Source organism: Aeromonas sp. R10-1 (genome assembly GCF_040908465.1).
Taxonomy (GTDB): domain Bacteria; phylum Pseudomonadota; class Gammaproteobacteria; order Enterobacterales; family Aeromonadaceae; genus Aeromonas; species Aeromonas caviae.
In genome coordinates, this window is sequence record NZ_JBFODT010000034.1 from 59,977 (window position 1) to 83,098 (window position 23,122).

The 23,122-nt window shown below is 48.4% G+C and carries 20 protein-coding genes and 1 pseudogene; 3 read left to right on the forward strand and 18 right to left on the reverse strand.

Annotation, left to right across the window (positions count from 1 at the left end; genetic code table 11):
• Positions 1-57: 57 nt before the first annotated feature.
• The 17 genes and pseudogenes from AB5Y93_RS16840 to rfbB all read right to left on the reverse strand — a co-directional run bounded on the left by AB5Y93_RS16840 (position 58) and on the right by rfbB (position 17,490).
• A complete protein-coding gene (locus AB5Y93_RS16840) occupies positions 58-1,113 on the reverse strand; it encodes an LPS O-antigen chain length determinant protein WzzB (RefSeq protein ID WP_368229896.1) in 1,056 nt (351 codons plus the stop codon).
• Positions 1,114-1,783: 670 nt separating this feature from the next.
• Positions 1,784-2,950 (reverse strand): nucleotide sugar dehydrogenase, encoded by a 1,167-nt coding sequence (locus AB5Y93_RS16845; protein ID WP_041215858.1) that lies wholly within the window; start codon positions 2,948-2,950, stop codon positions 1,784-1,786.
• Between the two features lie 71 nt (positions 2,951-3,021).
• On the reverse strand, positions 3,022-3,567 hold the full coding sequence (gene rfbC, locus AB5Y93_RS16850) for a dTDP-4-dehydrorhamnose 3,5-epimerase (RefSeq protein ID WP_041214857.1): 546 nt from the start codon (positions 3,565-3,567) through the stop codon (positions 3,022-3,024).
• A 76-nt stretch (positions 3,568-3,643) separates the two neighbouring features.
• Positions 3,644-3,733: pseudogene (locus AB5Y93_RS16855) on the reverse strand (sugar phosphate nucleotidyltransferase); the annotation flags it as partial.
• A gap of 28 nt (positions 3,734-3,761) precedes the next feature.
• Positions 3,762-4,679, reverse strand: a complete 918-nt coding sequence (gene rfbD / locus AB5Y93_RS16860) for a dTDP-4-dehydrorhamnose reductase (RefSeq protein WP_041214856.1) — start codon at positions 4,677-4,679, stop codon at positions 3,762-3,764.
• Between the two features lie 5 nt (positions 4,680-4,684).
• On the reverse strand, positions 4,685-5,782 hold the full coding sequence (locus tag AB5Y93_RS16865) for a sugar transferase (RefSeq protein ID WP_233768076.1): 1,098 nt from the start codon (positions 5,780-5,782) through the stop codon (positions 4,685-4,687).
• A gap of 224 nt (positions 5,783-6,006) precedes the next feature.
• A complete protein-coding gene (locus AB5Y93_RS16870) occupies positions 6,007-6,762 on the reverse strand; it encodes a glycosyltransferase family 2 protein (protein WP_052130405.1) in 756 nt (251 codons plus the stop codon).
• A 49-nt stretch (positions 6,763-6,811) separates the two neighbouring features.
• Positions 6,812-7,594 carry a glycosyltransferase gene (locus tag AB5Y93_RS16875; protein ID WP_368229897.1) on the reverse strand — a complete coding sequence of 261 codons (783 nt, stop codon included), beginning with the start codon at positions 7,592-7,594 and terminating at the stop codon, positions 6,812-6,814.
• Between the two features lies 1 nt (position 7,595).
• Positions 7,596-8,708: a glycosyltransferase family 4 protein gene (locus tag AB5Y93_RS16880; protein WP_368229898.1), complete on the reverse strand. Its 1,113-nt coding sequence runs from the start codon at positions 8,706-8,708 to the stop codon at positions 7,596-7,598.
• A gap of 19 nt (positions 8,709-8,727) precedes the next feature.
• Positions 8,728-9,810, reverse strand: coding sequence for an O-antigen ligase family protein (locus tag AB5Y93_RS16885; RefSeq protein ID WP_368229899.1), 1,083 nt, complete (start codon positions 9,808-9,810; stop codon positions 8,728-8,730).
• Positions 9,811-10,041: 231 nt separating this feature from the next.
• On the reverse strand, positions 10,042-10,566 hold the full coding sequence (locus AB5Y93_RS16890) for a DapH/DapD/GlmU-related protein (protein ID WP_272939140.1): 525 nt from the start codon (positions 10,564-10,566) through the stop codon (positions 10,042-10,044).
• 352 nt (positions 10,567-10,918) lie between these two features.
• Positions 10,919-12,358, reverse strand: a complete 1,440-nt coding sequence (locus AB5Y93_RS16895) for a lipopolysaccharide biosynthesis protein (protein ID WP_368229900.1) — start codon at positions 12,356-12,358, stop codon at positions 10,919-10,921.
• 42 nt (positions 12,359-12,400) lie between these two features.
• The gene (locus AB5Y93_RS16900) at positions 12,401-13,468 is read right to left on the reverse strand and encodes a TDP-N-acetylfucosamine:lipid II N-acetylfucosaminyltransferase (RefSeq protein WP_368229901.1); all 1,068 of its coding nucleotides are present in this window, start codon (positions 13,466-13,468) and stop codon (positions 12,401-12,403) included.
• Positions 13,468-14,595 (reverse strand): dTDP-4-amino-4,6-dideoxygalactose transaminase, encoded by a 1,128-nt coding sequence (rffA, locus tag AB5Y93_RS16905; protein WP_368229902.1) that lies wholly within the window; start codon positions 14,593-14,595, stop codon positions 13,468-13,470. Before rffA ends, AB5Y93_RS16900 begins: the two co-directional genes overlap by 1 nt.
• A gap of 1 nt (position 14,596) precedes the next feature.
• A complete protein-coding gene (locus AB5Y93_RS16910) occupies positions 14,597-15,481 on the reverse strand; it encodes a methionyl-tRNA formyltransferase (RefSeq protein ID WP_201925823.1) in 885 nt (294 codons plus the stop codon).
• Between the two features lie 36 nt (positions 15,482-15,517).
• A complete protein-coding gene (gene rfbA / locus AB5Y93_RS16915) occupies positions 15,518-16,381 on the reverse strand; it encodes a glucose-1-phosphate thymidylyltransferase RfbA (protein ID WP_201925821.1) in 864 nt (287 codons plus the stop codon).
• On the reverse strand, positions 16,381-17,490 hold the full coding sequence (gene rfbB, locus AB5Y93_RS16920) for a dTDP-glucose 4,6-dehydratase (RefSeq protein WP_368229903.1): 1,110 nt from the start codon (positions 17,488-17,490) through the stop codon (positions 16,381-16,383). The genes rfbA and rfbB overlap by 1 nt, the downstream gene beginning before the upstream one ends.
• 975 nt (positions 17,491-18,465) lie before the next feature.
• Between rfbB and AB5Y93_RS16925 the strand changes: the two genes are divergently transcribed.
• Positions 18,466-19,140, forward strand: coding sequence for a response regulator (locus AB5Y93_RS16925; protein WP_041207018.1), 675 nt, complete (start codon positions 18,466-18,468; stop codon positions 19,138-19,140).
• Positions 19,140-20,522 (forward strand): ATP-binding protein, encoded by a 1,383-nt coding sequence (locus AB5Y93_RS16930; RefSeq protein ID WP_336578174.1) that lies wholly within the window; start codon positions 19,140-19,142, stop codon positions 20,520-20,522. The genes AB5Y93_RS16925 and AB5Y93_RS16930 overlap by 1 nt, the downstream gene beginning before the upstream one ends.
• 369 nt (positions 20,523-20,891) lie before the next feature.
• Here the strand turns inward: AB5Y93_RS16930 and glk are convergent, their stop codons facing one another.
• A complete protein-coding gene (gene glk / locus AB5Y93_RS16935) occupies positions 20,892-21,860 on the reverse strand; it encodes a glucokinase (protein ID WP_039041241.1) in 969 nt (322 codons plus the stop codon).
• Positions 21,861-22,208: 348 nt separating this feature from the next.
• Here glk and AB5Y93_RS16940 point away from each other — a divergent pair, with 348 nt between their 5' ends.
• The gene (locus tag AB5Y93_RS16940; RefSeq protein ID WP_029314760.1) at positions 22,209-23,063 is read left to right on the forward strand and encodes a MurR/RpiR family transcriptional regulator; all 855 of its coding nucleotides are present in this window, start codon (positions 22,209-22,211) and stop codon (positions 23,061-23,063) included.
• Positions 23,064-23,122 lie beyond the last annotated feature (59 nt).

Sequence of the window (23,122 nt, forward strand, 5' to 3'; positions counted from 1 at the left end):
GTTTTCTTCCGACACGCCATACATGAAGGGGGGCAAAGCCCCCCTTGTTCACTTCAATCATCCTTGTGCCGATTCCGGTCGGCGAAACGCATGGCGCACCAGCACGATGCCCACCCCCAGCATGCCACCGAGCAGGGTAGCCAGCACCACGACCAGAGGACGCTTGGGCTGCTCGCGGCTCAGGGGTTCACTCGGCGAAGCCAGATAGGCGAACGACTGGAAGGGCTGTGCTTCAAGCTTGAGGGCCTCAAGACTGCCCAATTGCAGGCGCAGGTCGCTCAGCGCCGGGTTGAGAAACTCGGGGTTCTTGATCTCCTTGAGGATCTTGAGCTTCTCGGAGAGAGCGCGCGCCCCCAGATCGATGGGAAGGCTCCCCTGCTCCTGCAGATTCTGCACCGGCGCCTCCAGCCCGGCCGCCTGTGTAATGCGCAGACCATATTCGGTACGCAGAATATCGTCTTGCAACTGCTTGAGGGTATCGGCCTTGGCACTCTCGAACTGGGTCTGCAGCGTCTTGATGCGGTTCTGCCAGATGGTATACAGCTCCTTACCCTTGGCCGCCGACTCCTGATGCTGGATAAAGGCGATGTACTGCTCCAGCCGGGATTTGGCCTCCCCCGCCGTGGCCGCGGCAAAGGAGAGCGTCACATCTTCACGCAATTTGTCCGGTGCCTTGGCGCTGATCCCCTCGGCCATCTTCTTGAGCAGCAGCCGCTTGCCTTTGGGGTCTGTGACGTCGGCCTGCGCGGCCTCGGCATCCAGGTAACCCCTTTCTTGCAGGAACTGGCGCTTGTTGTTGAAGCTGTTGAAGTTGTTGACGAAGTCGCCATAGAGCGCCTTCTTGTCAAAGGCAGTAAAAGCCGCCACCGGTACCTGGGCATTGATCAGCTGATTGATGTTGAGCTCGAGGGACTCCACCTCCTTGAGGGTGGGCGACTTGATCTCGGCCTGGCTGACCCAGACCTGGGGGGCCAGCAGGGCATAGGCGATACCTGCTGCGGCAAAGACGCCTGCGACCAGCAGGATCAGTATTTTCTGGCGCCATAGGACCAGGATCAGCTCACGCAGATCGATCTCCTCGTTGGACTGGAGGGGATTCCACCCTTGAGGCAAATCAGACTTTGAAGTTGTTAGGGTTGTTTCTTGAATGCTCATACTGTCAAATTTCTCTGATTAGATACTGGATGAACTGACCTATACGCAGGAACCCAAGTATGCCTGCCGAGATCAGGTTTGCCGAAACATAGGCGCGATACCAGTCGACGAAGGCTTTCACACCCGCAGCAACAACCATTTAAGGCTCACAAACACTGAGATAAAATTGGTCTTAGGTATCAAACTGGCGGTCAACATCTATCAGCTAAGGCGCCGATATCACCTACCCTTTCTAGTCATCTCGTTGTCCTGGCAGGCAACCAATAGACCATCTGAAATAACATCCATGGTGCTACCACGTGCATACGATGGTAGCAAGTCGGATAGGCTGCGACCTTGATTACTGTCGACGTATGTGAAGGAATAATACCGTACTCGAAACTATTCACTGTAAACAGCCACACGATCTCAGAGCACTCTTCCAGAACCCCTTTGATGAAAGTCCATCATGTAAGGGCGCAAGAAAGATGAGCCGTCACTCCGTACAAGCCCTTGAGATAGCCAAGACCATCTCTTCACATTCCGACATCATAAAAAGCAGATAGCATCGGTGACTAAATTATCAATGAAACTCCAACTCAATAGGGTTGATGTGGCTGATTCCCAAGCAGTAGGTTGATTTCTCAGGTTAGTCACTACCAAACAAGTCACGGGTATAGACTTTGTTAGTCACATCGCTAAGCTCTACAGCCATACGATTGGAGAGGATCACATCGGAGAGCTGCTTAAACTCCTCTAGATCGGTGATGACACGGGAGTTGAAGAAGGTTTGCTCCTTGAGGGCGGGTTCAAATACTACCATCTCTATGCCCTTAGCCTTGATCCGCTTCATCACCCCCTGAATGGCAGAGGCTCGGAAATTGTCTGAGCCCGACTTCATGATCAATCGATAGACTCCGACTACCCTAGGGCGACGACGAATGATGGAATCGGCGATGAAGTCCTTGCGGGTGGTGTTGGCATCGACGATCGCCCGTACCAGATTGTTGGGCACATCATCGTAGTTGGCCAGCAGTTGCTTGGTATCCTTAGGCAGGCAATAACCGCCATACCCAAAGGAAGGGTTGTTGTAGTGACTGCCGATGCGTGGATCCAGCCCCACACCGTCAATGATTTGCCGACTGTCCAGGCCATGAGTCTGGGCATAGGTGTCCAGTTCGTTGAAATAGGCAACCCGCATGGCGAGGTACGTATTGGCAAACAGCTTGATAGCTTCGGCTTCCGTACTGTCGGTCAAGAGCAGCGGCACATCCTGCTTGATGGCCCCCCCTTGCAAGAGGGCGGCGAAACGCTCGGCCCGCTCGGAGCGCTCACCCACTATGATGCGCGAGGGGTGCAGGTTGTCATAAAGCGCCCTCCCCTCTCGCAAAAACTCGGGAGAGAAGATCAGGTTGTCGCAACCCAACTCCTCGCGTATCGCCTTGGTGTAGCCTACGGGCACAGTGGACTTGATTACCATGACGGCCGTCGGATTAATGGCCATCACATCCCGGATCACCGTCTCCACCGAGCGAGTGTTGAAGTAGTGGGTGTCGGCATCGTAGTCAGTCGGCGTTGCTATGATGACGAAATCCGCCCCCTGATAAGCCTGATGCTTGTCCAGAGTAGCCGTTAGATTGAGGGGAATGTGCGCGAGATAATGCTCCAATTCATTGTCTGCGATGGGGGACTTGCCTTGATTGATCAGCGCAACTTTCTCTGCCACCAGGTCGAGAGCGACCACTTCGTTGTGCTGGGCAAGCAGCACGGCATTGGACAGACCGACATAGCCGGTCCCCGCTACGGCAATTTTCACCATGGGATTACCTGATTGATTAAATTAAGGTTCTGACTCTGGGCTGGCAATTGTGCCACAAGAACACGGACTTACCCTAATTCTGGGCGGCAGAAATAGGGTGCCTTGGCATCTTTGGCAGACAGACTCAGCGCCACCCCTGCCAGCAGAGGCCAATCGATGGCCAAGGCGGGTGAGTCCCAGCGCAGAGTCCGCTCCCCGGCGGGATAGTAGTAATCGCTGCATCGATAGAGGAGATCAGCTACCTCGCTCAGGACATAGAAACCATGGGCAAAACCGGGCGGGATCCACATCTGGTGGTCATTTTCCTCTGACAGAAGCTGGCCGACCCATTGGCCATATGAGGCCGAATCGGGCCGTACATCAACCGCCACATCGAAGACGCGACCTCGCACCGCCCTCACCAGTTTTCCCTGGGGCCTCTCCTGCTGATAATGGAGTCCACGCAACGTGCCCTGCCAGGAGCGGCTGTGGTTATCCTGCACCAAGGAGTAAAAGCCGCAGTGGCGTTCAAACTCATCCTGGCGCAGGGTTTCCATGAAATAGCCCCGCTCGTCACAATGGCGAGTGGGGATCAGCAGTTTAACCTCTGGAATGGCAAGGGATTGATATCTCATAAATGCCTTCAATTAAAAAATGAGGTAGGTTGCGTTACCGTAAGATCTGAGCAGTGACCAGACACACACCTCTTTCAGGCAGCACCTGGTTGCGGATGACTAAAGTCGCCGGATAGAGCCGGGTTGCCGAACCACCGGCCAGTATGATGCCTTTACGCTGGATCATGGGACTCCATGGAATTAAGAGGGGCAACTCATGGGTGGGGGCGAACACCCACCGCCCCAAGATCGGCATCTTGGCTGGCCAGCCAGCTAGCCATCTGCTCCTGCCAAGAAGGCAGCCTGATGCCAAAAACAGTAGAGAACAGTCGGCAATCGAGCCTGGAGTTGAGCGGACGACGGGCCGCCTGGGGCCAGCTCGCCGACGGAATGGGATCCACCGGAACGGAATGCATCAACAGCCCCAACCGACAAGCTTCTCGTACCAGCGCAGAGGCAAAGCCATACCAGCTTGTCTCCCCCTCGCACGTCAGATGATACAAGCCTCCCTTACCCGGATCGTTCAGCACTTGTGACAGCGCAAACACCGCTACCCTTGCCAGCCAGTGAACCTGGGTCGGCGCACCCCATTGATCATCCACCACTTGAAGGCCCCCCCCCTCCCTGGCGCGGCCAAGTATGGAACGAGCGAAATGCGGGCCTTCACCACCATAGAGCCAACTGGTGCGAAGGATCAGATGATCAGGACACAACACTTGAATGGCCTGCTCACCGGCATACTTGCTTGCACCATATACATTGATGGGATTGGGCTTGTCCGTCTCAGCCCAGGGTCTTATCCCTGTGCCATCAAACACATAGTCGGTGGAAAAATGCACCAGCAGCGCCCCCCTGGCACCGGCTTCCCGGGCAAGCAGTGCGACGGCCTGATGATTGATACGCTCTGCCAGCTCGGGCTGGCTCTGTGCGAGATCGACTGCCGTATAGGCCGCACCGTTGAGGATGACATCAGGCTGATGGCGGTTCAGAGCGCTGATCAGCGCACCGGGGTCTGTGATATCACACGCATCCCTGCCAAGGGCCGTCACCTGCCAATGGGGATAATCGCGGCAAAGGGCAGAAAAAAGGGCTCGTCCCAACTGGCCACGAGCCCCCAGCAACAAGATCCGCATCGGAATTACCGTGCGCCAAAACCGGTCAGAATGGTGCGGATGGTCTTGAACACGATGAGCACATCCAGCCAGAGGGAGAAGTGTTTGATGTAGTAAAAATCGTGCTCAATCTTGATGCGCGTGTCATCGGCATCGGCAGCATAGCCGTGCACCACTTGCGCCCAGCCACTGATACCGGGTCGTACTATGTGGCGATACATGTAGAAGGGGATCTCCCGTTCGAACTGATCGACGAAGGTACGCTGCTCCGGTCTCGGCCCAATCAGGCTCATGTCCCCTTTGAGAACGTTGAAGAACTGCGGCAACTCGTCGATACGCAGCTTGCGGATCACCTTGCCCACACGGGTGACGCGCATGTCACCGTCCTGGGCGAACTGGGCACCGTGCTGCTCGGAGTTCTGGCACATACTGCGGAACTTGTAGATCCTGAAATCCTGGTTACCCTTACCTACCCGGTTTTGCAGGAACATCACGGGGCCCGGGCTCTCCAGTTTGATGAGGATGGCCGTCACCAGCATCAAGGGGGAGAACAGGGGGATCGCGATTACCGCGGCCAGTATGTCCATGCCCCGCTTGATAAAGGCATAGACGGGAGAGGGTAACAGGGAGCCAAGCTGGTTCTCGTGCAGATGGTCAATCTTCACCCGGCCGGTGAGGGTCTCGCTGATCTGCTTGATGTGATAGACGGGGATATGAGCCAGAGCGCAGCGAGCGAGGAAACGCTCCCACTCGCCAGCCAGCTTCTCATCCCTAAGGTCTGCTACCACGGCGTCATAGCGCACTGCGCCTAGGTCGGGCTTGTCCAGCAGACGCCACTGCACACACCCGTGCTGAGTCAGGGCCTGGTAGTCACCAAAGGGCAGCAGCGCATACTTGGGCGTCCGGTAACGGCGGCCGATGAAGTAGGCCAGCCAGCAGCAAAGCAGCGCCACCAGATATGACTCGAACAACACCTGCCTGCTGTAAGGCAGACGCAGGAAGAAGAGGATCCCTACAAGAGCACCATAAAGGGTCGTCACAGTAGGGATCATATAGGCCACCGGGCTGGCCCCCGGGTAGCGCAAGAAACGTTGGAGCACTATCCCGGTCAGTAGGAATGCCACAAAGGCCCCTGCCAAGGTATTGACTCTTACCGCATCGAGTCTCTCCCAAAACTCCCAACCCCAGCGTTCGATGGCGGGCAGACATACCGCTAACAAAGCACCAAGCAGAAACAAGGAAGGAGGGCTGAACAAGACGCGCTCATACCAGCGTGAGTGACGACGTTGAAATGACAAAGATAACCCCCAGAAGCCTAAAAAAGGTCAAAATAAATACACATTGGTTTCTAATTGTAGTTGAAGAATTTTCTTCCCAATGCAATCGATGCATATCTTAACCAATAATACAAACTATCAGGCAAGCTTAAAAGCATTTTATTTCGATATATATGCCACTGCCATTTAGCTGCGACCAGTTTATTTCCAGATAATGAGTTTTCACTCAATCTATATCGAGCGATGACATCTTGCACACAAGCAGCTTTTTTTGCAGTTCTCATGACTGACAACCACATCAAATAGTCTTCATGTCCACAATGTTCCTGATAAAATTTCCCAAGGGAATTTCTGTTATATATTCCAGTTAGATTCCCTATACGGTTACAACTGAGCATGTCATGATAGTTGAACTCTATCGGACTAGTGCGTATTGATATAGCGTGATTAGAGTCTGCCAGAAACGTCGAATAATTCCCACATACTACATCATAACCATGTTCCAAAAGTTCAACTTGTCTTTCTAATTTATCTTTTTCCCAAAGATCATCACTGTCAAGAAATGCAATGTATTTCCCTTGAGCCTTTTCAATAGCAATATTTCTCGCATTAGCTACACCGGCATTACGCTCTAGCAAAGTATATTCAACTCTATCGTCTTTGATTTGCTTTATAATAGCAGCCGTTTCGTCAGTAGATGCATCATCTACAATGTAAAGGCGCCAGTCATTATAGGTCTGTGCTAATACAGAGTTGATACTTTCACGTATAAATTTCCCTGCGTTATAAGCAGGCATAACTATAGATATGTTCTCTTTGAAGCTCATACGCTCCTCGTCATCACGTTACAACTCAGGCCCCTGAAAAAGCTAACTGCTAAGGCTTCAATATAAAAATAGAACACATTGACATCAGTAAATACTTCAATGACAAACGACTAAAGTTTTTAGCAGCAAACAAGGATAATAGAATGGAGCCAGAGAAGTATCCATATATGTATCTGAAACAAATCAAGCGCGACATAAGAGCATCATAGTTATCAATCGATAAGCCACTTGATAGATCTGGATGGGTACATATGGATATAGGTCGATACTCCACTACCAACCCTGATTTCATCAATCTACTTAAAAATACAGGTTCATCACAGCAATAAAATTTACTCCCCGCACCTAGATCTTCAGGAAAGAAAGCCCCAACCCGTTTAACGCCAGAAAGGCGAGCAGAAACTTCTATTGTTCCCACGCTGAGAATCGATCTTAAATTATGTCGATAAGGATGCGATTTGAACCTAGAAAGCACTCCAGATGTGGGAGTAGAATAGCTAAAAGTTATTGCGTCAATATTACTATCTTTAACATACTCATCGATAATGCTATCTATGAAACCCGCCGAGTAAGTAACATCGTCATCACAAAAAAGAATAATATCTCCCGTGGCCTGCTGAAGTGCAAAATTTCTACTTCTTGATACACCCTTATCTAACATCATGAAATATTTTACATCTGAGCGACGTGAAAATAGGTGCTGAGCGTTATGGCGAACATCATCGACTTGATGCACTATGATTACTTTTAGTTTATCACTACTTTCTGGGAGATTATGAAGCAATTGGTTAACTCTATCACCATATGTAGCATAAAGCATTTCCAGTTCCATTTTACTCACCGCTCAACTTAATCAAATTATTCTTTAAGTTATCCCAAGAGTAGTCACGCTTAAATCTAACCAACTCTATTTCGTCGATGGGACAAGATGCTGCATATTTTATTTTTGATGCATAGGATGCTGGATCCCCATCAGAAAAATACACAACACCGTGGTAGTTTATATATATTTCTGCCGTTGCTGTTTTAATACCAGGATGTGTAGGATCAAGTGCAACAACAGGTAATGATGACAGAGTGGCCTCAAGTAAAACTTGCCCAAAAGGTTCATAAGTTGAAGGGAGGCAAAATACATCAGCTACCCCATAAAATAACTCCGGCTCATCTGTCTTGCCAAAGAAAACGACTCGCTCAGCCACTCCGAGATCATATGCCAATGCGTTTAAACTCTCCTTCTCAGGCCCATCACCTACTAGCATTAGCTTGAAGTGCTCTGGTAATTGAACAAGGGAGCGAATAACCAGACCAAAATTCTTCACATCAACAAGTCGGCCAATACATAACAACAACACATCCTCTGGGCTAATGTTATTTTGGACCTTTACTGTGGCCCTAACTATTTCATCACGACGATAAAATCGATGAGCATCAGCACCAGGACTTAGCTTCGTTAAACTTGCACCACGATAAAACTCTCTAACCTGGCGATACATCTCATCACTAAACACCACATTATTATGGCAACGCTTAATAGCGAAACGTTGAATTATAACGTGAGCCCAGTATTTCAACTTTGAAATGATATTGAGGTTTTTCTCTCGATGATTTTGATGTTCGTACACACCAGGTATGATATATATATAATCTCGGCAGAAGAATGATATTATCCAGGCTAGAAAATGATGACGAACAACAACTATGTCAAATGCCTCTCTATTTAGAACTGTATATATAGTTCTAAACACACCTTTCTTATCAAAAAATCCATTTGTTTGATAAAAGGATATATTTTCAATAGGGCCTGTATATGGCTCAGACTGAGCTCGTGTAATTAAATGGCACTCCCAACCATCTAAATTGAAAGATTCCATCAAACTCCTGATAGAATTTTCAACCCCACCGATTGCAGGTAGAAATGAGGTATTGGCAAATAGAATTTTTTTCATGTCGAATATAACCAGTAAATTAATTCTTCACCGTGTGCTCGAAAACTATGTCTTTAGTACTAAGATAACACACTCTATAAATAACAATAACCAATGCTAATACCCAAGAAAAATGAGTGGTTACGTATTCGGAACGATATAGCCCGGTAATTAGCAAACTGACAAATAACAACAACCCCGATTCAAAGAAAATAGATTTCTTTCTTCTGTTGAAGAAAAATAAAATTCCATATCCCCATAACACAACAAATAATATAATCCCGACTATCCCTGTGTCCCATAGGTAATCAAGGTAAAAATTATTTGTGATTGCGAAATCTAAATATACCCCCCCCCCAGATATTTCATTAAAAAATGCAAGTGTACCGATTCCATGACCAAAGATGAGGCTTTTTAAACCAGAGGAAGACCACTCATTGAATATTGCTGTCATGACTTGAGAACGGAAGGAGGCACCCGATGATTCTGTTGATGTCTTAGCCTCGATAAAATCGAGTAGTATGGCGACCTCATTTTCAAAAAACATATATGCAACAAGACCAAATACAAGACAAACCGTTATTATCTTTAGTAAAGACATTAACCCTTTACCTGTAAAACTCATCCTCTGCACTATGAAGAAAAACAATAACAATATTAAATGAGCATAAGCCCCGCCGGAGAAGGTAAGAACCAAAATAACCAATGTAGAAAATATAAACACATATTTCCAAAAACCAGAAAAAATCAAACGTGCAAGAATGATTGATTCTATAAGGATTGGCGCATAAAAGTTGGGTTCTCTTGCTATCGATGTGATACGGTTTGGTATAATACTCCTCAGAACCTGAGGTACCCCATGCATATCAGAACGGCTTTCCACAAAGAAAGGTAAATGTAGGTAGAAAAATAACTGCTGAACATATGCAAAAAATAGAAATATAAGAGTAGACACACAGGCAATACTCAAGAATGCATAACACTCAGTTGTAGATGCCCTAGAACTCCAGATAGCAATGGACAACACAAATAGTATTGTACTTAAAACCGTAAAGAGCCGACCAAATAAAATCTGCTCAACATAAGATCCCGATAAATGCCCCTGATAATATATACTAGACATGTATCCCAAGAATGTAACAAGCACTAGAGACAATACTATTGATAGTGAGAAGTTAGATACCTTTATAGTTTTGAAGTTTAATAGTGCTATAAATATATATGAAGCAGAAATTAAAAAACAGAATACAAGGTTTATTTTGTCAAAAAAAGTTGTTGAGAAAGGCCCTAGTAATGCCAAAAGCAATATGGGGGAATTAATGAAGAAACGATTATTGGTAATGTAAGATAGCAATTAAAATGCCTCTGGGTCAGAGTTATATAAATGCCTGTACTTTTCAATAAATGAATCAATGCCTTTAATTAATTTCGCCGGGTTGCCGCCATAAACAGAGTTACTGGGGACATTTCTGGTGACAACACTTCCCGCTGCGATCACTACATTGCTGCCAATATTTACCCCAGGCATGATAATTGAACCATAGCCAATAAAAACATTATCACCGATAACTATAGGCTTTCGAAAACTACTCCGAGCTCCAGGTAACCAAGGCTTATCTCTATTAATAAGCTCAGAGAGAAATATTGTTGGTGATGCATCATGACCAAGTAAAGTACTGCCAGTTATAGTGCAGTTATTACCAATATAAAATTGGTCCCCTTTGTAGCTGGTCGAAAAAGTAGTTCCATACACGACACTATTTTCACCAAGAGTGACGCCTTTAGCTTTCAATCTCCGGAGATTCTCTTCATGCATCAATGAGGCGGAATAGTCTTTGAATGACTTTGTCGTTATAAAAATGCTGGCCTTGCCTATCATGAAACAGTAAGCCTTCATTACAATTATTTTAATCATATACTACCTATTAGTAACTTTGACTGAGGTTGACTTTAAACTTTAAGCCTCTCATGAGAAAACATAATGTTTATGTATAAAAATACAACTCCATGTCGTACCTCGGTACGGTCTTCTCCCCAATAACATGACTTGCCATATTTAATTTAATAATTATTGAAAAATAATAATTTAAGACTCAAAAATAATGCTGAATTATGTATACATTTATTCAGGAAAACATCCACCCCTTTAACATAATAATTACTTCCTATTCCTAATAATTTAAAGTCTCTGGAATAAAATAAGCATTAAATCTGCTGTTATTGGGCATGAGCTAAATATTTTTCAAAGAAGTTCGACCTCTATTCTTAACCAATGAAACCAACTTCCGCCCAACCATTAACACTTCACACCTAAAGAACCACAGACAACAAAGGAGCAATAGGCCCCAATATATATAAATCATATATCCTAGCAAATTCTGCTGCAGTGCCCCCATGACGGCCCCAATAACCGCCATAAAAGTGAAGCTATATAATGCAATTCTTGGCATAGGTCTCCAAACATGGATGGAGAACTCAGTACGGCACACTAAAAAGAACCAAAAAGATAATGCGGTACTACTGGCTGCACCTGCGGCACCAAAGAGTGGAATCAAGAAATAGTTGCATAACAAGTTTACCAGCAATGCTAATACAGCTGCCAACATGGCATATGAAGACTTGCGTGAGATACCAATCCCGACAACTGTAGTCTCTGAAAGAGTATAAAGAAGTGGGTAAGCTATACATGCGACTAATACCCACTGTACAGATGCATATTCGCTCGGAAGAATAAGTGGCACAATCCAGGAGAATAGGCCAGCTAAGCAAAATAATACAACCACGAGCATGAGAACATAACGATTAACCATTATAACTTTATCATGGCCTTCATTATTTCTCGCCCACTTATATACAGTCGGAGCCCATACCGTTGAGAATACAGATTGAAATATTGTCGCGGCGGCAGCAAAACTAACAGAGACAGAATAAATTGCTAGTTCGTTATAATTGCTCCAGCGACTTAGCATGACTCGGTCTACTGAGGTCAACCCCCAAAACGCTATGCCACTAAAGATTAATGGCAAACCAAAGTGAAGCATTTTTCTCAACTGCTGAATATCTATTTCACAAGAGAAGCTCAAATACAATTCAGTTCGAGCATTCCAAGAAAATATCAAGCATGCAAAAACTATTGATAAAGTATTCGCTAACAGTAGATTCTCAAATGTTTTCCCTATGTCTAGCTGAACATACGAAAGAATGATTAGTAAAATAAATGCTTTAGGCAGCACTTGACTCATTGAAAAGGCCAGGCCACGTTCATTCATACGTAGTACAAGCGATAAAAATCGTGATAAAAAGCTCGATAATAGGGCAATGGCCAGCATCCAACTAACGAAGGTTGATTGTATTGAAAATATCAGCTCACTTAAAAAAGACCCAAACAATAAACAGGTCATCAAACTGACTAGCAATACAGCAAAGCCTGGTAATACGGAGGTTTTTAATAACTGTGGTTTATTCAGCGACTCATGGAATTCACGAACGTAACCTTGATCAAGTCCAAGGGTAAAGAACAAGGTGGCAAAGCTCAGCAAAACCTGTAGTAATGCCATTTTACCCACGTCTTCTTGGCTGAAAAACCAAGCAATAATGGGTAATGAGATTATCCCCAGCAACGCCCCACCGACAGGGCCCAAGGCAAAATGGAGTATTTTTTTTGGTGTCATGCTGTAATATCACACATGGAGATATACCTATCAGATAGCATTTCAAGTAAAGATAATTTCAAGTTGTTTGATCAAATTACTCTCGCTGAAATAATCACTCACAGTTCTGTTATTTTCTAATGAAATTGTAGCGGGCTGAATGGTTATACTTAAATCTTCGAGAGAAAATACTGTGATACCAAGCTTATTCAGCAAAGTATAAGAACTGGTTCCATCACGCATAAACACAGTCTTACCACGACCAAGTAGATTAATTGTATTACCCATGCCTTGCTGGCGATTATGCGCAAATATGGCTATATCAATTTCATCTAAGATTTGGTTATATTGCTCTAATGGCATAAATTCTATCAATGGATGAAATTTATCCCCAAACATCATTTCTCCCATGAGTTTAATCTGACTCGCATACTCAGGATCGCCATATGATAGTGGGCAGTATATTTTCTCTACTAAATTGGATAAATCAAATTCAGCTAATTTTTCAAAAACATGTAGATGATTATTTGCTGGATCGGCTGAATTTCCAACAAGTAAATTCACCTTCTTTTTATCACTGAAAATACTTTCTTTTTCATCCGATGAAGATAATACTCCCCCACTATACACATTGCTCCTGTACATAATACATTCACAATATTTACCTTTGGCACCATACCACTGCTGTGCATTTTCATAATCACCATCAACATAGGTGACAAAACCTCCTAGCCGACTAATAAGAAACTTTCTAAATACCTCCATGAATCGGTAATGAGTGTTCTTCACTGCGAGCTGATGATAATAAAGATCCCATCCCCACATAACCCAATAGCATTTTTTATGTAACCATGGCATAAAACATAACAATACCACCAAGTGGTTCATAAACAACCCGTGTAATATTATTTTATCATGCCTGTGTAATTCTAATAGGAGTTGATATAAAACTCTCACACTTTTGAAAGTAGTGAAATGCATAGTGTTTGGAGTTTGATCATAGGGATACTTTTTCTTATCACCAAACGTCATCACCGTATGTAATTCACTACAAAAATGCTGATGCAACAAGTCAATAAAACCAGGAATAAACTTGTCAAGAGAAGCAAGATGTAATATTTTCTTTTTCATCACCGGTTAACAAAATCTGAAATTTTATCGCACACGAAATCCACCTGCTCATCAGTCAATTCATAGTACAGGGGTAAACGCACCAAGGTATCTGTATAAAAATCGGAGTGTGGTAGGGAAGGCCCAGAATGTTTGGCTTGATAATATTCACTAGCATGTAGTGATATATAATGAAAAACGGCATGTATACCATTAACTTTTAGATGGTGGATCAGTGCCGTACGTTGCTCAAGATCTTCACATACCAGATAGAACATATGAGCATTATTAGTTGAGTAATCGGCAACTTTCGGAAGGTCAATGCCAGTATTCATTAATGTTTTGACCAAATTATCGTAATAACGCTGCCAAATCGCTTTACGTCGAGCCTGAATGGTATCTATATTCTCAAGCTGAGCATAAAGATATGCAGCAATGATATCGGATGGCAAAAATGAGGAACCAATATCTACCCAACCATATTTAGCAACTTCGCCTCGAAAGAATGATGAGCGGTTCGTCCCCTTCTCGCGGATAATCTCAGCACGATGAATGTATTTATCATCATTGATGGCAAGCAATCCCCCCTCACCGGCGATGATATTCTTAGTTTCATGGAATGAGAACGTTCCAAATGTACCTATGCTACCAAGTGGTTTCCCTTTGTAATAGCTATCAATCGCTTGTGCGGCATCCTCTACCACAGGGATGTTATGCTGATTTGCAATTGCCATAATGGCATCCATGTCACACGCAACACCAGCATAATGTACAACGACAATCGCTTTGGTGTTAGGAGTGATCAGTTTTTCTATTTGTGCTGCTTCAACGTTAGGATGATCACTACAGCTATCTGCAAAGATTATTTTGGCGCCACGTAGTGCAAAAGCATTAACAGTAGACACAAATGTATAGGATGGTGCGATGACCTCATCACCAGGCTGAATATCTAATAGAATTGCAGACATCTCCAACGCATCTGTACATGATGTAGTCATTAGTACCTTTTTAAAACCATAGCGCTGTTCAAAAAAGTCATGACATTTTCTAGTAAAGGTACCATCACCGGAAATCTTGCCTGTTGCGACGGCCTGAGCAATGTAAACTAACTCTTTACCATGAAGATAAGGCTTGTTGAAATTTATCATTTTATTTGAACCTAATTCTAAGTTTATTTATCTCTAATTTATTTCCGCTATCATCTTCTATAGATTCCAGCCTGAGCAAACCCTGACCACAAACAACAACTGGCATATTATCCTCAAAGAAGATGATCTTTCCTGGCGTTCTATTTTCAATAACAACATCACGAACTAATGATACTTTTTTTATCCTCACCAATGCCCCATCAACGAGTGACGAAGCACCGAGATACGGATAACCGACACTGTTTATATGTCGTTCTATTGTATGAGAGTCAAGACTCCAGTCTATCGCATAGTCATCATTATCACGCCATAGACTATATGTTGCTAGCGATTCATCTTGGGGCTTTCCGTGTAACAACCCTAAAGTAAATAAATCATAAATCTCACCTGCAATATAAAAGTAAGCATCACTTACCATTATAATTGCATCTTCTATCGTGATTGGGTATACAACTGGCACTCTCACTTGAGATAAAATATCACCACGATCATATTTGTCTGCTGCCATTAAAGCAGTTACCCCAACACAGTCGTCTTTATTCAGTAACGCTGTTACCAAGGGATTAAAACCACGATATTTCGGCAATAAAGAATCATGGAAAACTATCAGCGCAGAAAAAGGGATATCAAATATCATTCTCTGCCATCCAGCAGCGACTGCAAGGCCAAACTCATGTTTGTCAGCATGTTTTGCACTAAAATAGTATTTTAAATTCTCTTGTCTGCAGTACGTTTCTATTTCATTGGAGAAATCATTTTTGACATTTATATCTTTTCCAATAACAACGATAATTTTATTAGTTTTCTCTCTAAATCCCTGTATTGCTTTAAATCCTTTCAACCCAGTAGCAAAGACTTTAATAGCTTTTGATTCTGCAGTATACATAGCAAACCCGATTCATTAAGCCCAAAAATTTGGTTTCTACTTTTTTAACGAACTCAAATACTCACCATAGCTATTTTTAGCCATCAAATTAGCAGCCATTGACAACTGTTCATCCGTCAACCACCCATTTCGCCATGCTATCTCTTCTAGGCAGGCAATTTTGTAACCTTGGCGTTTTTCGATGGTTTCAACAAAAGAAGCGGCATCATGTAAACTTTCATGGGTACCAGTATCAAGCCAAGCAAAACCACGACCGAGTAGTTCTACATTCAACTCACCGGCTTGCAGATACATATCATTGATAGTGGTAATCTCGAGCTCACCACGGGCTGAGGGTTTAACTTTTTTGGCCAACTCAACCACTTTGTGATCGTAAAAATAGAGTCCTGTTACTGCAAAGTTGGACTTTGGCTTAACTGGTTTCTCTTCAATACTGATCGCCTTTCTATTTTGATCAAATTCAACAACACCAAAGCGTTCAGGATCTTTCACTTGATAACCAAAAACAGTGGCACCAGTTTGACGCTGGGCGGCACGCATTAATATAGGAGAAAAACCCTGTCCCCAGAAAATATTATCGCCTAACGCCAAGCAAACGCTATCACGATCAATAAACTCTTCGCCGATTAAAAAAGCTTGAGCCAAACCATCTGGAGATGATTGCACTGCGAATTGCAGATTAATGCCAAGATTACTGCCATCACCTAGCAAACGTTGAAAACTTGCTTGATCTTCAGGTGTTGTGATAATCAGGATGTCCCTGATCCCCGCAAGCATCAATACTGATAGTGGGTAATAAATCATGGGCTTGTCATAAACTGGTAACAGCTGTTTGGATACGCCCATGGTGATAGGGTAAAGGCGAGTGCCAGAACCGCCGGCCAGAATAATTCCTTTCATTACTTCTCTTCCCCATAGTGCTGAGCGACCCAGGACTGGTAGGCCCCGCTCTTGACGTTGCCGACCCAATGCTGGTTTTCCAGATACCACTGTACTGTCTTGCGAATACCAGATTCGAAGGTCTCTTGCGGTTGCCAATTCAGTTCGCAGCTCATCTTGCTGGCATCGATGGCATAGCGGCGATCGTGACCGGGGCGATCGGTCACATAGGTGATTTGATCGCGGTAGCTTCTCCCCTCCCCCCCAAAGTACAAGGGAGACAGAGGTACCATCTCGTCGAGCAGATCGCAGATGGTATGAACGACGTCCAGATTCTGTTTCTCGTTGTGACCGCCAATGTTGTAGGTTTCACCGATCACACCTGTGGTGACCACGGTATAGAGTGCACGCGCATGATCCTCAACATAGAGCCAATCGCGAATCTGGTCGCCCTTGCCATAAACCGGCAGCGGCTTGCCATCCAGAGCATTGAGGATGACCAGCGGGATCAACTTTTCGGGGAAATGATAGGGGCCGTAGTTGTTGGAGCAGTTGGTAACGATGGTCGGCAGGCCATAAGTACGGCGCCACGCTCGCACCAGATGGTCGCTCGAGGCCTTGGAAGCAGAGTAAGGGCTGCTGGGCGCGTAAGGCGTATTTTCGGTGAACAGTGGCAGCACTGTACCGGTAGCGACTTCATCTGGGTGGGGCAGGTCGCCATACACCTCGTCGGTGGAGATATGGTGGAAGCGGAAGGCCGCCTTGCGCGCCTCGTCCAAACCGTTCCAATAGGCGCGTGCGGCTTCCAGCAACATATAGGTGCCGACGATATTGGTCTCGATGAAGTCGGCGGGGCCCGTGATGGAGCGATCAACGTGACTCTCAGCGGCCAAGTGCATCACGGCATCGGGTTGGTGGGCAGCGAAGATCCGATCCAGTTCGGCGCGGTTGCAGATGTCAACTTGTTCAAACGCATAGCGGTCGCTAGCAGAGACAGCCGCCAAGGATTCCAGGTTGCCCGCATAGGTCAACTTATCGAGGTTGACTACTGAATCTTGGGTGTGCCGGATGATATGACGAACAACGGCAGAACCGATAAAACCGGCACCACCAGTCACGAGGATCTTCATTGAAAGGTTCCCGATTGCAATCTGATTAAATGGAAAAGAGATTAAGAGATTCATGGTTGGCGGCCGTATGCCACCACATCTATAAACAAGCTAATGATGTAATGGCACAGACACCAGGACAGGTGTGGGAGGAGTCCATTTACCTCAATAGGTTGGCGCTTTATTTCAGGAGCATGGAAAAACAACATTGATGGAAACGCAGATTATGCCGTTGTCAGCCCAGAAGGTGAACAAGGCTTATGCTACCGCCCTTGGGTTACAGCTCCCAACATGCTGCTTTTAACCTGATTGTCCGTGCTGTTGGCCATAACATCCTCCAGCTTCTTGTTTTGATTGATGTTTAACAATGTTGTCGCATTACATTGCACACCCAGGCAGTCCACAGCCTGCATTGCTCACATCTTGGGCTATCTGTGCCCCAAACCCGATTCGGGGTCAGATTCTATCTTGTTTAACCCAAAGATGAACAGTCAAAACAATAGGAAAGCGCCTATTGAAATCAGGATTCAAAAAAAACCATTCATGTGATACTGCCCTCCGTGAATCCACTCAGCCGTTGCCGGGGATTGCCCTGCTTTGTTCCAGCATCCAGGCCAGGGCATGTAAACATGTTTAATTTCAAACAATTAAATTCATACCTCAAGCGCGTGCAGGCACTCGGGGATGGCCTGACGCCAGCAAGGCACCCCGCCCCTGTGTACCGGCAGGCTGAAAGCGGCAAGCCGCTTGTGCGATAAGAATGGTCGCGACCAGCCCCTGCACCGGCTCTGACCCTCAACACCCAGAAACCGGCAGGCACGGATAGCGAGCCTGAACACGAGGCTGATGGCACAGCGTTGCATCATGGGAAATGCATGAGGAAAGAAGACAGGGATGATTCAGTCCCGATACAGCGGGGTCAGGTAGGATCCAGATTGACTCTCCCTCTTGTTGACCCTCTAATTGGCAGCCTGGACCCTCATCATCATGCATCTTATGAAAATCCTACTGGTTGAAGACGACAAGCTGCTCAATCACCACCTCTCCACCCTGTTGACCGAGGCCCAGAACCAGGTTTACAGCACGGACAATGCCCAGGTGGCGCTGCACTACGCAGCCGACTACCCCATCGATGTCGCCATCATCGATCTGGGCCTGCCTGACATGGATGGCCTTCAGCTCATCACCCGCCTGCGCGAGCAGCAGATCCCCTTTCCCATCATTGTGCTGACGGCCAGAGGCAACTGGCAGGACAAGGTGGAAGGACTGGAGGCCGGGGCGGACGACTACCTGGTCAAACCCTTCCAGAAGGACGAACTGCTGGCCCGTCTCAATGCGCTGGTACGCCGCAGCGCCGGCTTCATCTCCCCCAGAGTGAAGGCGGGTGACTACGAGCTGGATCTCTCCCGCAAGGAGCTGACCATCGCCGGCGAGGTCACCGTGCTGACCAGTTTCGAATATCTGATCTTGGAATACCTGATGCGAAATGCCCGTCAGGTGGTCTCCAAACAGCAGTTGCTGGATCAGCTCTATGGGGATGGTGAAGGGGATCCCAACACCATCGAGGTGATGGTGAGCCGGCTTCGCAAAAAACTGGATCCGGAAGGGAGCATCCAGCCCATCTCCACCATCCGCCGCCAGGGCTACATCTTCAACCTCGCCTGCAGCTGATGCGCCTTGCCATGTTGCATCCCCTGACCCTGATCCGCCGCTCCCTGCACCTCAAGCTGATGCTGAGTGCCATGCTGGTCATCGCGCTCATCATGGCCTTCTCCGTCTACATCCTCTACCTCGGCCATGCCGAGGAGCAGGCCCAGAAAGCCAGTGTCCGCATGCAGGAGAACCTCTCCAAGCTGTTCTCGTCAAAGCAGCCGGAGCCCCACGCCATGACGGATCTAGGCAAGCTCACCCCGGATGCCATCGATCCCAATCTCGATACCCTGATCTGCCGCGCCGACGGAGTGCTGAGCTGGTCCAGCCTGCACATGCCGGAGGTGGTCTCCATCAAGGAGACCATCTGCCGGGATCTGATGAGATACCTGGGGGGACTGGATCAGGACTATTTCTTCAAGCTGCATACCATCAAGAACGGCGAGAGCTACTTCATCTACAGCCTGCGTTTCCTGCGCAATCATGGCGCCGGCCCCACCACCTACTACGTGGTGATGGTCGATTCCGCCCGGCGCTATCAGGCCCAGACCCGCGATTACCTCTACCGCTGCATTCGCCAGGCGCTGCTCGCCTACTGTCTGCTGGGCGCTCTGTTGCTGCTCACCAGTTTCTGGAGCCTCTCCTCCCTGCGCACCATGGCGCGCCAGATTGACGAGATCCGCGCCGGTACGCGAGAGGCGCTGTCAAACGACTACGAGCGCGAACTGACCCCCCTGACAAGCTCGGTCAACCAGTTGCTGGAGAACGAACGCCAGCAGACCCAGCGCTACTCGCACGCCCTCAACGATCTCGCCCACAGCCTGAAAACCCGGCTGGCGCTCATCCAGATCACCGCCCAGGAGCTCAAGCTCGGCCACGACATCCATGACAACATCAATGAACAGATCACCACCATGGATCAGATCATCCAGTACCAGTTGCGCCGCGCCGTCACCGGGCGAAAGCGCCTCGCGAGCAAGGGCACCGAACCGGTTCCCCTTATAGAGAAGCTGCTGGCCAGCCTCGCCAAGGTCTATCGCCACAAGAAGCTGCAGACCGGCTTCCAGTTTGACGACGATGTCTTCTTTCACGGCGAGCAGGGCGATCTGATGGAGCTGATGGGCAACCTGCTGGACAACGCCTGCAAGTTCGCCATCAGCGAGATCCGGGTTCATGTCCGCCACCGGGAGCGCGGCCTGCTCATCGTGGTGGAAGACGACGGTCCCGGCATCGACCCCGGCAAATCGCAACAGATCTTCCAGCGCGGCGTGCGGGCTGACAGCTCCCCCGGCCAGGGGATTGGCCTCGCCGTGGTGACCGAAATCGTGCACAGCTACGGCGGCGAGATCCGGGTGGATGACTCCCCGCTCGGCGGCGCGAGATTCCACATCACCCTCCCCTGACAGCGCAGGAGCCAGTACCTGGCTCCTGCCGCATTCGGGCATTGCCATCCCGGTGCTTTCCCTGTCTCACGCCTAACTCCTTATGCTTTGACCAGGCCAAGCACATGGCAGCGAGGCTGACGAGCTTGCCCCCCCATCAGAAGCTGGCCTGCAGCTCCCCTCAGCCCCATGCTCGCGCAGAAACGACAGGCATAAAAAAACCGGCCGCGAGGGCCGGTAAAACAGTTCAGGCTTGTCAGGTGACAATGCGCACCCAGCGGATGAAGACCGGTTTCAATTCCCTATGAAGCCCCGTCCTCTTGAGTACGTAGGTTCACTTTACGCCCCGGTCACTGAATCGGGACTGAACCATGTTCACCCTGGCAAGGCTCAGAGACGGATCCCGAGGGACTGGCGCAGATAGGCTCCCGCCCCGAGCAGCCCCGGCCCTTCATGGGTGATGAGGAAGACCGGAATGTCTTTGAGGTAAGGCTTGAAGCGCCCCTTGTCCTCGAAGGCGACCCGAAAGCCCGATCCGATGAAGAACTCCTGGAAGCGCGGCACTATGCCACCGGCGATGTAGACACCGCCGAAGGTGCCCATGTTGAGGGCCAGGTTGCCGGCAAAGCGGCCCATGAGCACGCAGAACAGGCTCAAGGTGCGGCGGCAATCGAGGCAATCCCCCGCCAGCGCGCGCTCGGTGATGTCCTTGGGGGCAAAGGGTTCGGGCTCGCGGCCATCGGATTTGACCAGGCCGCGATAGAGATTGACGAGCCCGGGGCCCGAGAGGAAACGCTCCGCCGACACATGGCCCAGCTCGCCGCGCATCACCTGCAGAACCGCATCTTCCTCTTCCGTGTTGGCGGCGAAGTCCACGTGACCGCCCTCACCCGGCAGGCTCAGCCACTGCTCACCGGCCTGCACCAGGTGGGCAACGCCAAGGCCGGTCCCTGCGCCATAGATGGCGATGGGCTTGCCGGCTACCGGGGCCGCGCCCCCGAGCTGGATGCGATCGCTCTCGCCGAGCACGGGCACCGCCATGGAGACAGCAGTGAAATCGTTGATCACCTGCAGGCGTGCCAGGCCGAGGTTGGCCTGCATCTCGCGGATGGAGAACTCCCAGCTGTGGTTGGTCATGGCGACCCAGTCACCATTGATGGGACAGGCGATGGCGATGCACGCCTCGCCCACGGTGGCATCGTGCTCTTCGAGATAGAGGCGCACCACGGCCTCCAGGCTGGGATGGGCCAGCCCCGAATAGGTTTTTGCCTGGGAAATGGCGCCCGTCGCCAGTTCGCAGAGGGCCAGCCGGGCATTGGTACCGCCAACGTCGCCCACCAGCGCATGGGTATGCTGCATAACAAACTCCTTCGTTACCGACTCGGGGCGGCCCTTACCGTCCCGACATTATTATTTGGCTGCAATACTACTCGAGCCCGCAGCCGGGCTGCGCGATTTATGCAGACAAGTGTGCGCCCGCTCACAGTGTTGTTGCTTTGCAACATTTGTAAGCGTTTTCAAGACGCAAATGGAAGTTTGCAACTAAAAACACGAAATAATTAGACATGAGTCATACTTTGCAGGGCCGAGATTAGTTCCGATAAGCGCTTGTCTTGTATAGTCATCGCGGAGACTGGAAACCTGCTTGAGCTGTGAATTTAGTGCACAGACACTGAAGTTAAATTACAAAAATGCCTGGTGGTAATGATGAATACCCTCGATAAAATTACGAACAATCTGGAAAGTTTCAGTAAATCAGAGCGTAAGGTGGCTGAAGTGATCCTGGCCTCACCCCAGACCGCCATTCACTCCAGCATTGCTACCCTGGCCAAGCTGGCCGATGTGAGCGAACCGACCGTCAACCGTTTCTGCCGTCGCCTCGATACCAAGGGTTTTCCCGATTTCAAGCTGCACCTGGCCCAGAGCCTGGCCAACGGCACCCCTTATGTGAACCGCCACGTGGAAGCGGAAGACGGCCCGGATACCTATACCGCCAAGATCTTCGAATCCACCATGGCCTGCCTCGATGCCGCCAAGAACAGCCTGGACATCTCGGCCATCAACCGCTGCGTCGATATTCTGACCCAGTCCAAGAAGATCAGCTTCTTTGGTCTGGGCGCCTCCTCCGCCGTCGCCCGGGATGCCCAGAACAAGTTCTTCCGCTTCAATATCCCCGTCGTGAGCTTCGATGACATCGTCATGATGCGCATGAGCTGCATCAACAGCAGTGAAGGGGACGTGGTGGTCCTCATCTCCCACACCGGCCGCACCAAGGCCCTGGTGGAAATTGCCGCGCTGGCCCGGGAAAACGATGCCACCGTCATCGGCATGACCGCCAAGGACTCTCCCCTGGCCCGCGAATGCAACCTGGTGCTCTCCATGGACGTGCCGGAAGACACCGACGTCTACATGCCCATGGCCTCGCGCATCGCCCAGCTCGCCCTGGTGGACGTGCTGGCCACCGGTTTCACCCTGCGCCGTGGCATGAAATTTCGCGAAAACCTGAAGAAAGTCAAAGAAGGTTTGCGCGAATCCCGCTTTGATACCCCGCACTCCTCCTGATCATTCGGGGGTCCGCCCCCGACTGTCTATGCCAACGGGCTTGGTGTAGTATCGAAATT

What these genes read in the sequence shown, in the direction of transcription:
- rfbC (WP_041214857.1), bottom strand. Translation starts at nt 3,567, where the DNA reads ATGAGATATCAATCCCTTGCCATTCCAGAGGTTAAACTGCTGATCCCC.
- rfbD (WP_041214856.1), bottom strand. Translation starts at nt 4,679, where the DNA reads ATGCGGATCTTGTTGCTGGGGGCTCGTGGCCAGTTGGGACGAGCCCTT.
- AB5Y93_RS16870 (WP_052130405.1), bottom strand. Translation starts at nt 6,762, where the DNA reads ATGAGCTTCAAAGAGAACATATCTATAGTTATGCCTGCTTATAACGCA.
- AB5Y93_RS16875 (WP_368229897.1), bottom strand. Translation starts at nt 7,594, where the DNA reads ATGGAACTGGAAATGCTTTATGCTACATATGGTGATAGAGTTAACCAA.
- AB5Y93_RS16880 (WP_368229898.1), bottom strand. Translation starts at nt 8,708, where the DNA reads ATGAAAAAAATTCTATTTGCCAATACCTCATTTCTACCTGCAATCGGT.
- AB5Y93_RS16885 (WP_368229899.1), bottom strand. Translation starts at nt 9,810, where the DNA reads ATGTCTAGTATATATTATCAGGGGCATTTATCGGGATCTTATGTTGAG.
- AB5Y93_RS16890 (WP_272939140.1), bottom strand. Translation starts at nt 10,566, where the DNA reads ATGATAGGCAAGGCCAGCATTTTTATAACGACAAAGTCATTCAAAGAC.
- AB5Y93_RS16895 (WP_368229900.1), bottom strand. Translation starts at nt 12,358, where the DNA reads ATGACACCAAAAAAAATACTCCATTTTGCCTTGGGCCCTGTCGGTGGG.
- AB5Y93_RS16900 (WP_368229901.1), bottom strand. Translation starts at nt 13,468, where the DNA reads ATGAAAAAGAAAATATTACATCTTGCTTCTCTTGACAAGTTTATTCCT.
- rffA (WP_368229902.1), bottom strand. Translation starts at nt 14,595, where the DNA reads ATGATAAATTTCAACAAGCCTTATCTTCATGGTAAAGAGTTAGTTTAC.
- AB5Y93_RS16910 (WP_201925823.1), bottom strand. Translation starts at nt 15,481, where the DNA reads ATGTATACTGCAGAATCAAAAGCTATTAAAGTCTTTGCTACTGGGTTG.
- rfbA (WP_201925821.1), bottom strand. Translation starts at nt 16,381, where the DNA reads ATGAAAGGAATTATTCTGGCCGGCGGTTCTGGCACTCGCCTTTACCCT.
- rfbB (WP_368229903.1), bottom strand. Translation starts at nt 17,490, where the DNA reads ATGAAGATCCTCGTGACTGGTGGTGCCGGTTTTATCGGTTCTGCCGTT.
- AB5Y93_RS16925 (WP_041207018.1), top strand. Translation starts at nt 18,466, where the DNA reads ATGAAAATCCTACTGGTTGAAGACGACAAGCTGCTCAATCACCACCTC.
- AB5Y93_RS16930 (WP_336578174.1), top strand. Translation starts at nt 19,140, where the DNA reads ATGCGCCTTGCCATGTTGCATCCCCTGACCCTGATCCGCCGCTCCCTG.
- glk (WP_039041241.1), bottom strand. Translation starts at nt 21,860, where the DNA reads ATGCAGCATACCCATGCGCTGGTGGGCGACGTTGGCGGTACCAATGCC.
- AB5Y93_RS16940 (WP_029314760.1), top strand. Translation starts at nt 22,209, where the DNA reads ATGAATACCCTCGATAAAATTACGAACAATCTGGAAAGTTTCAGTAAA.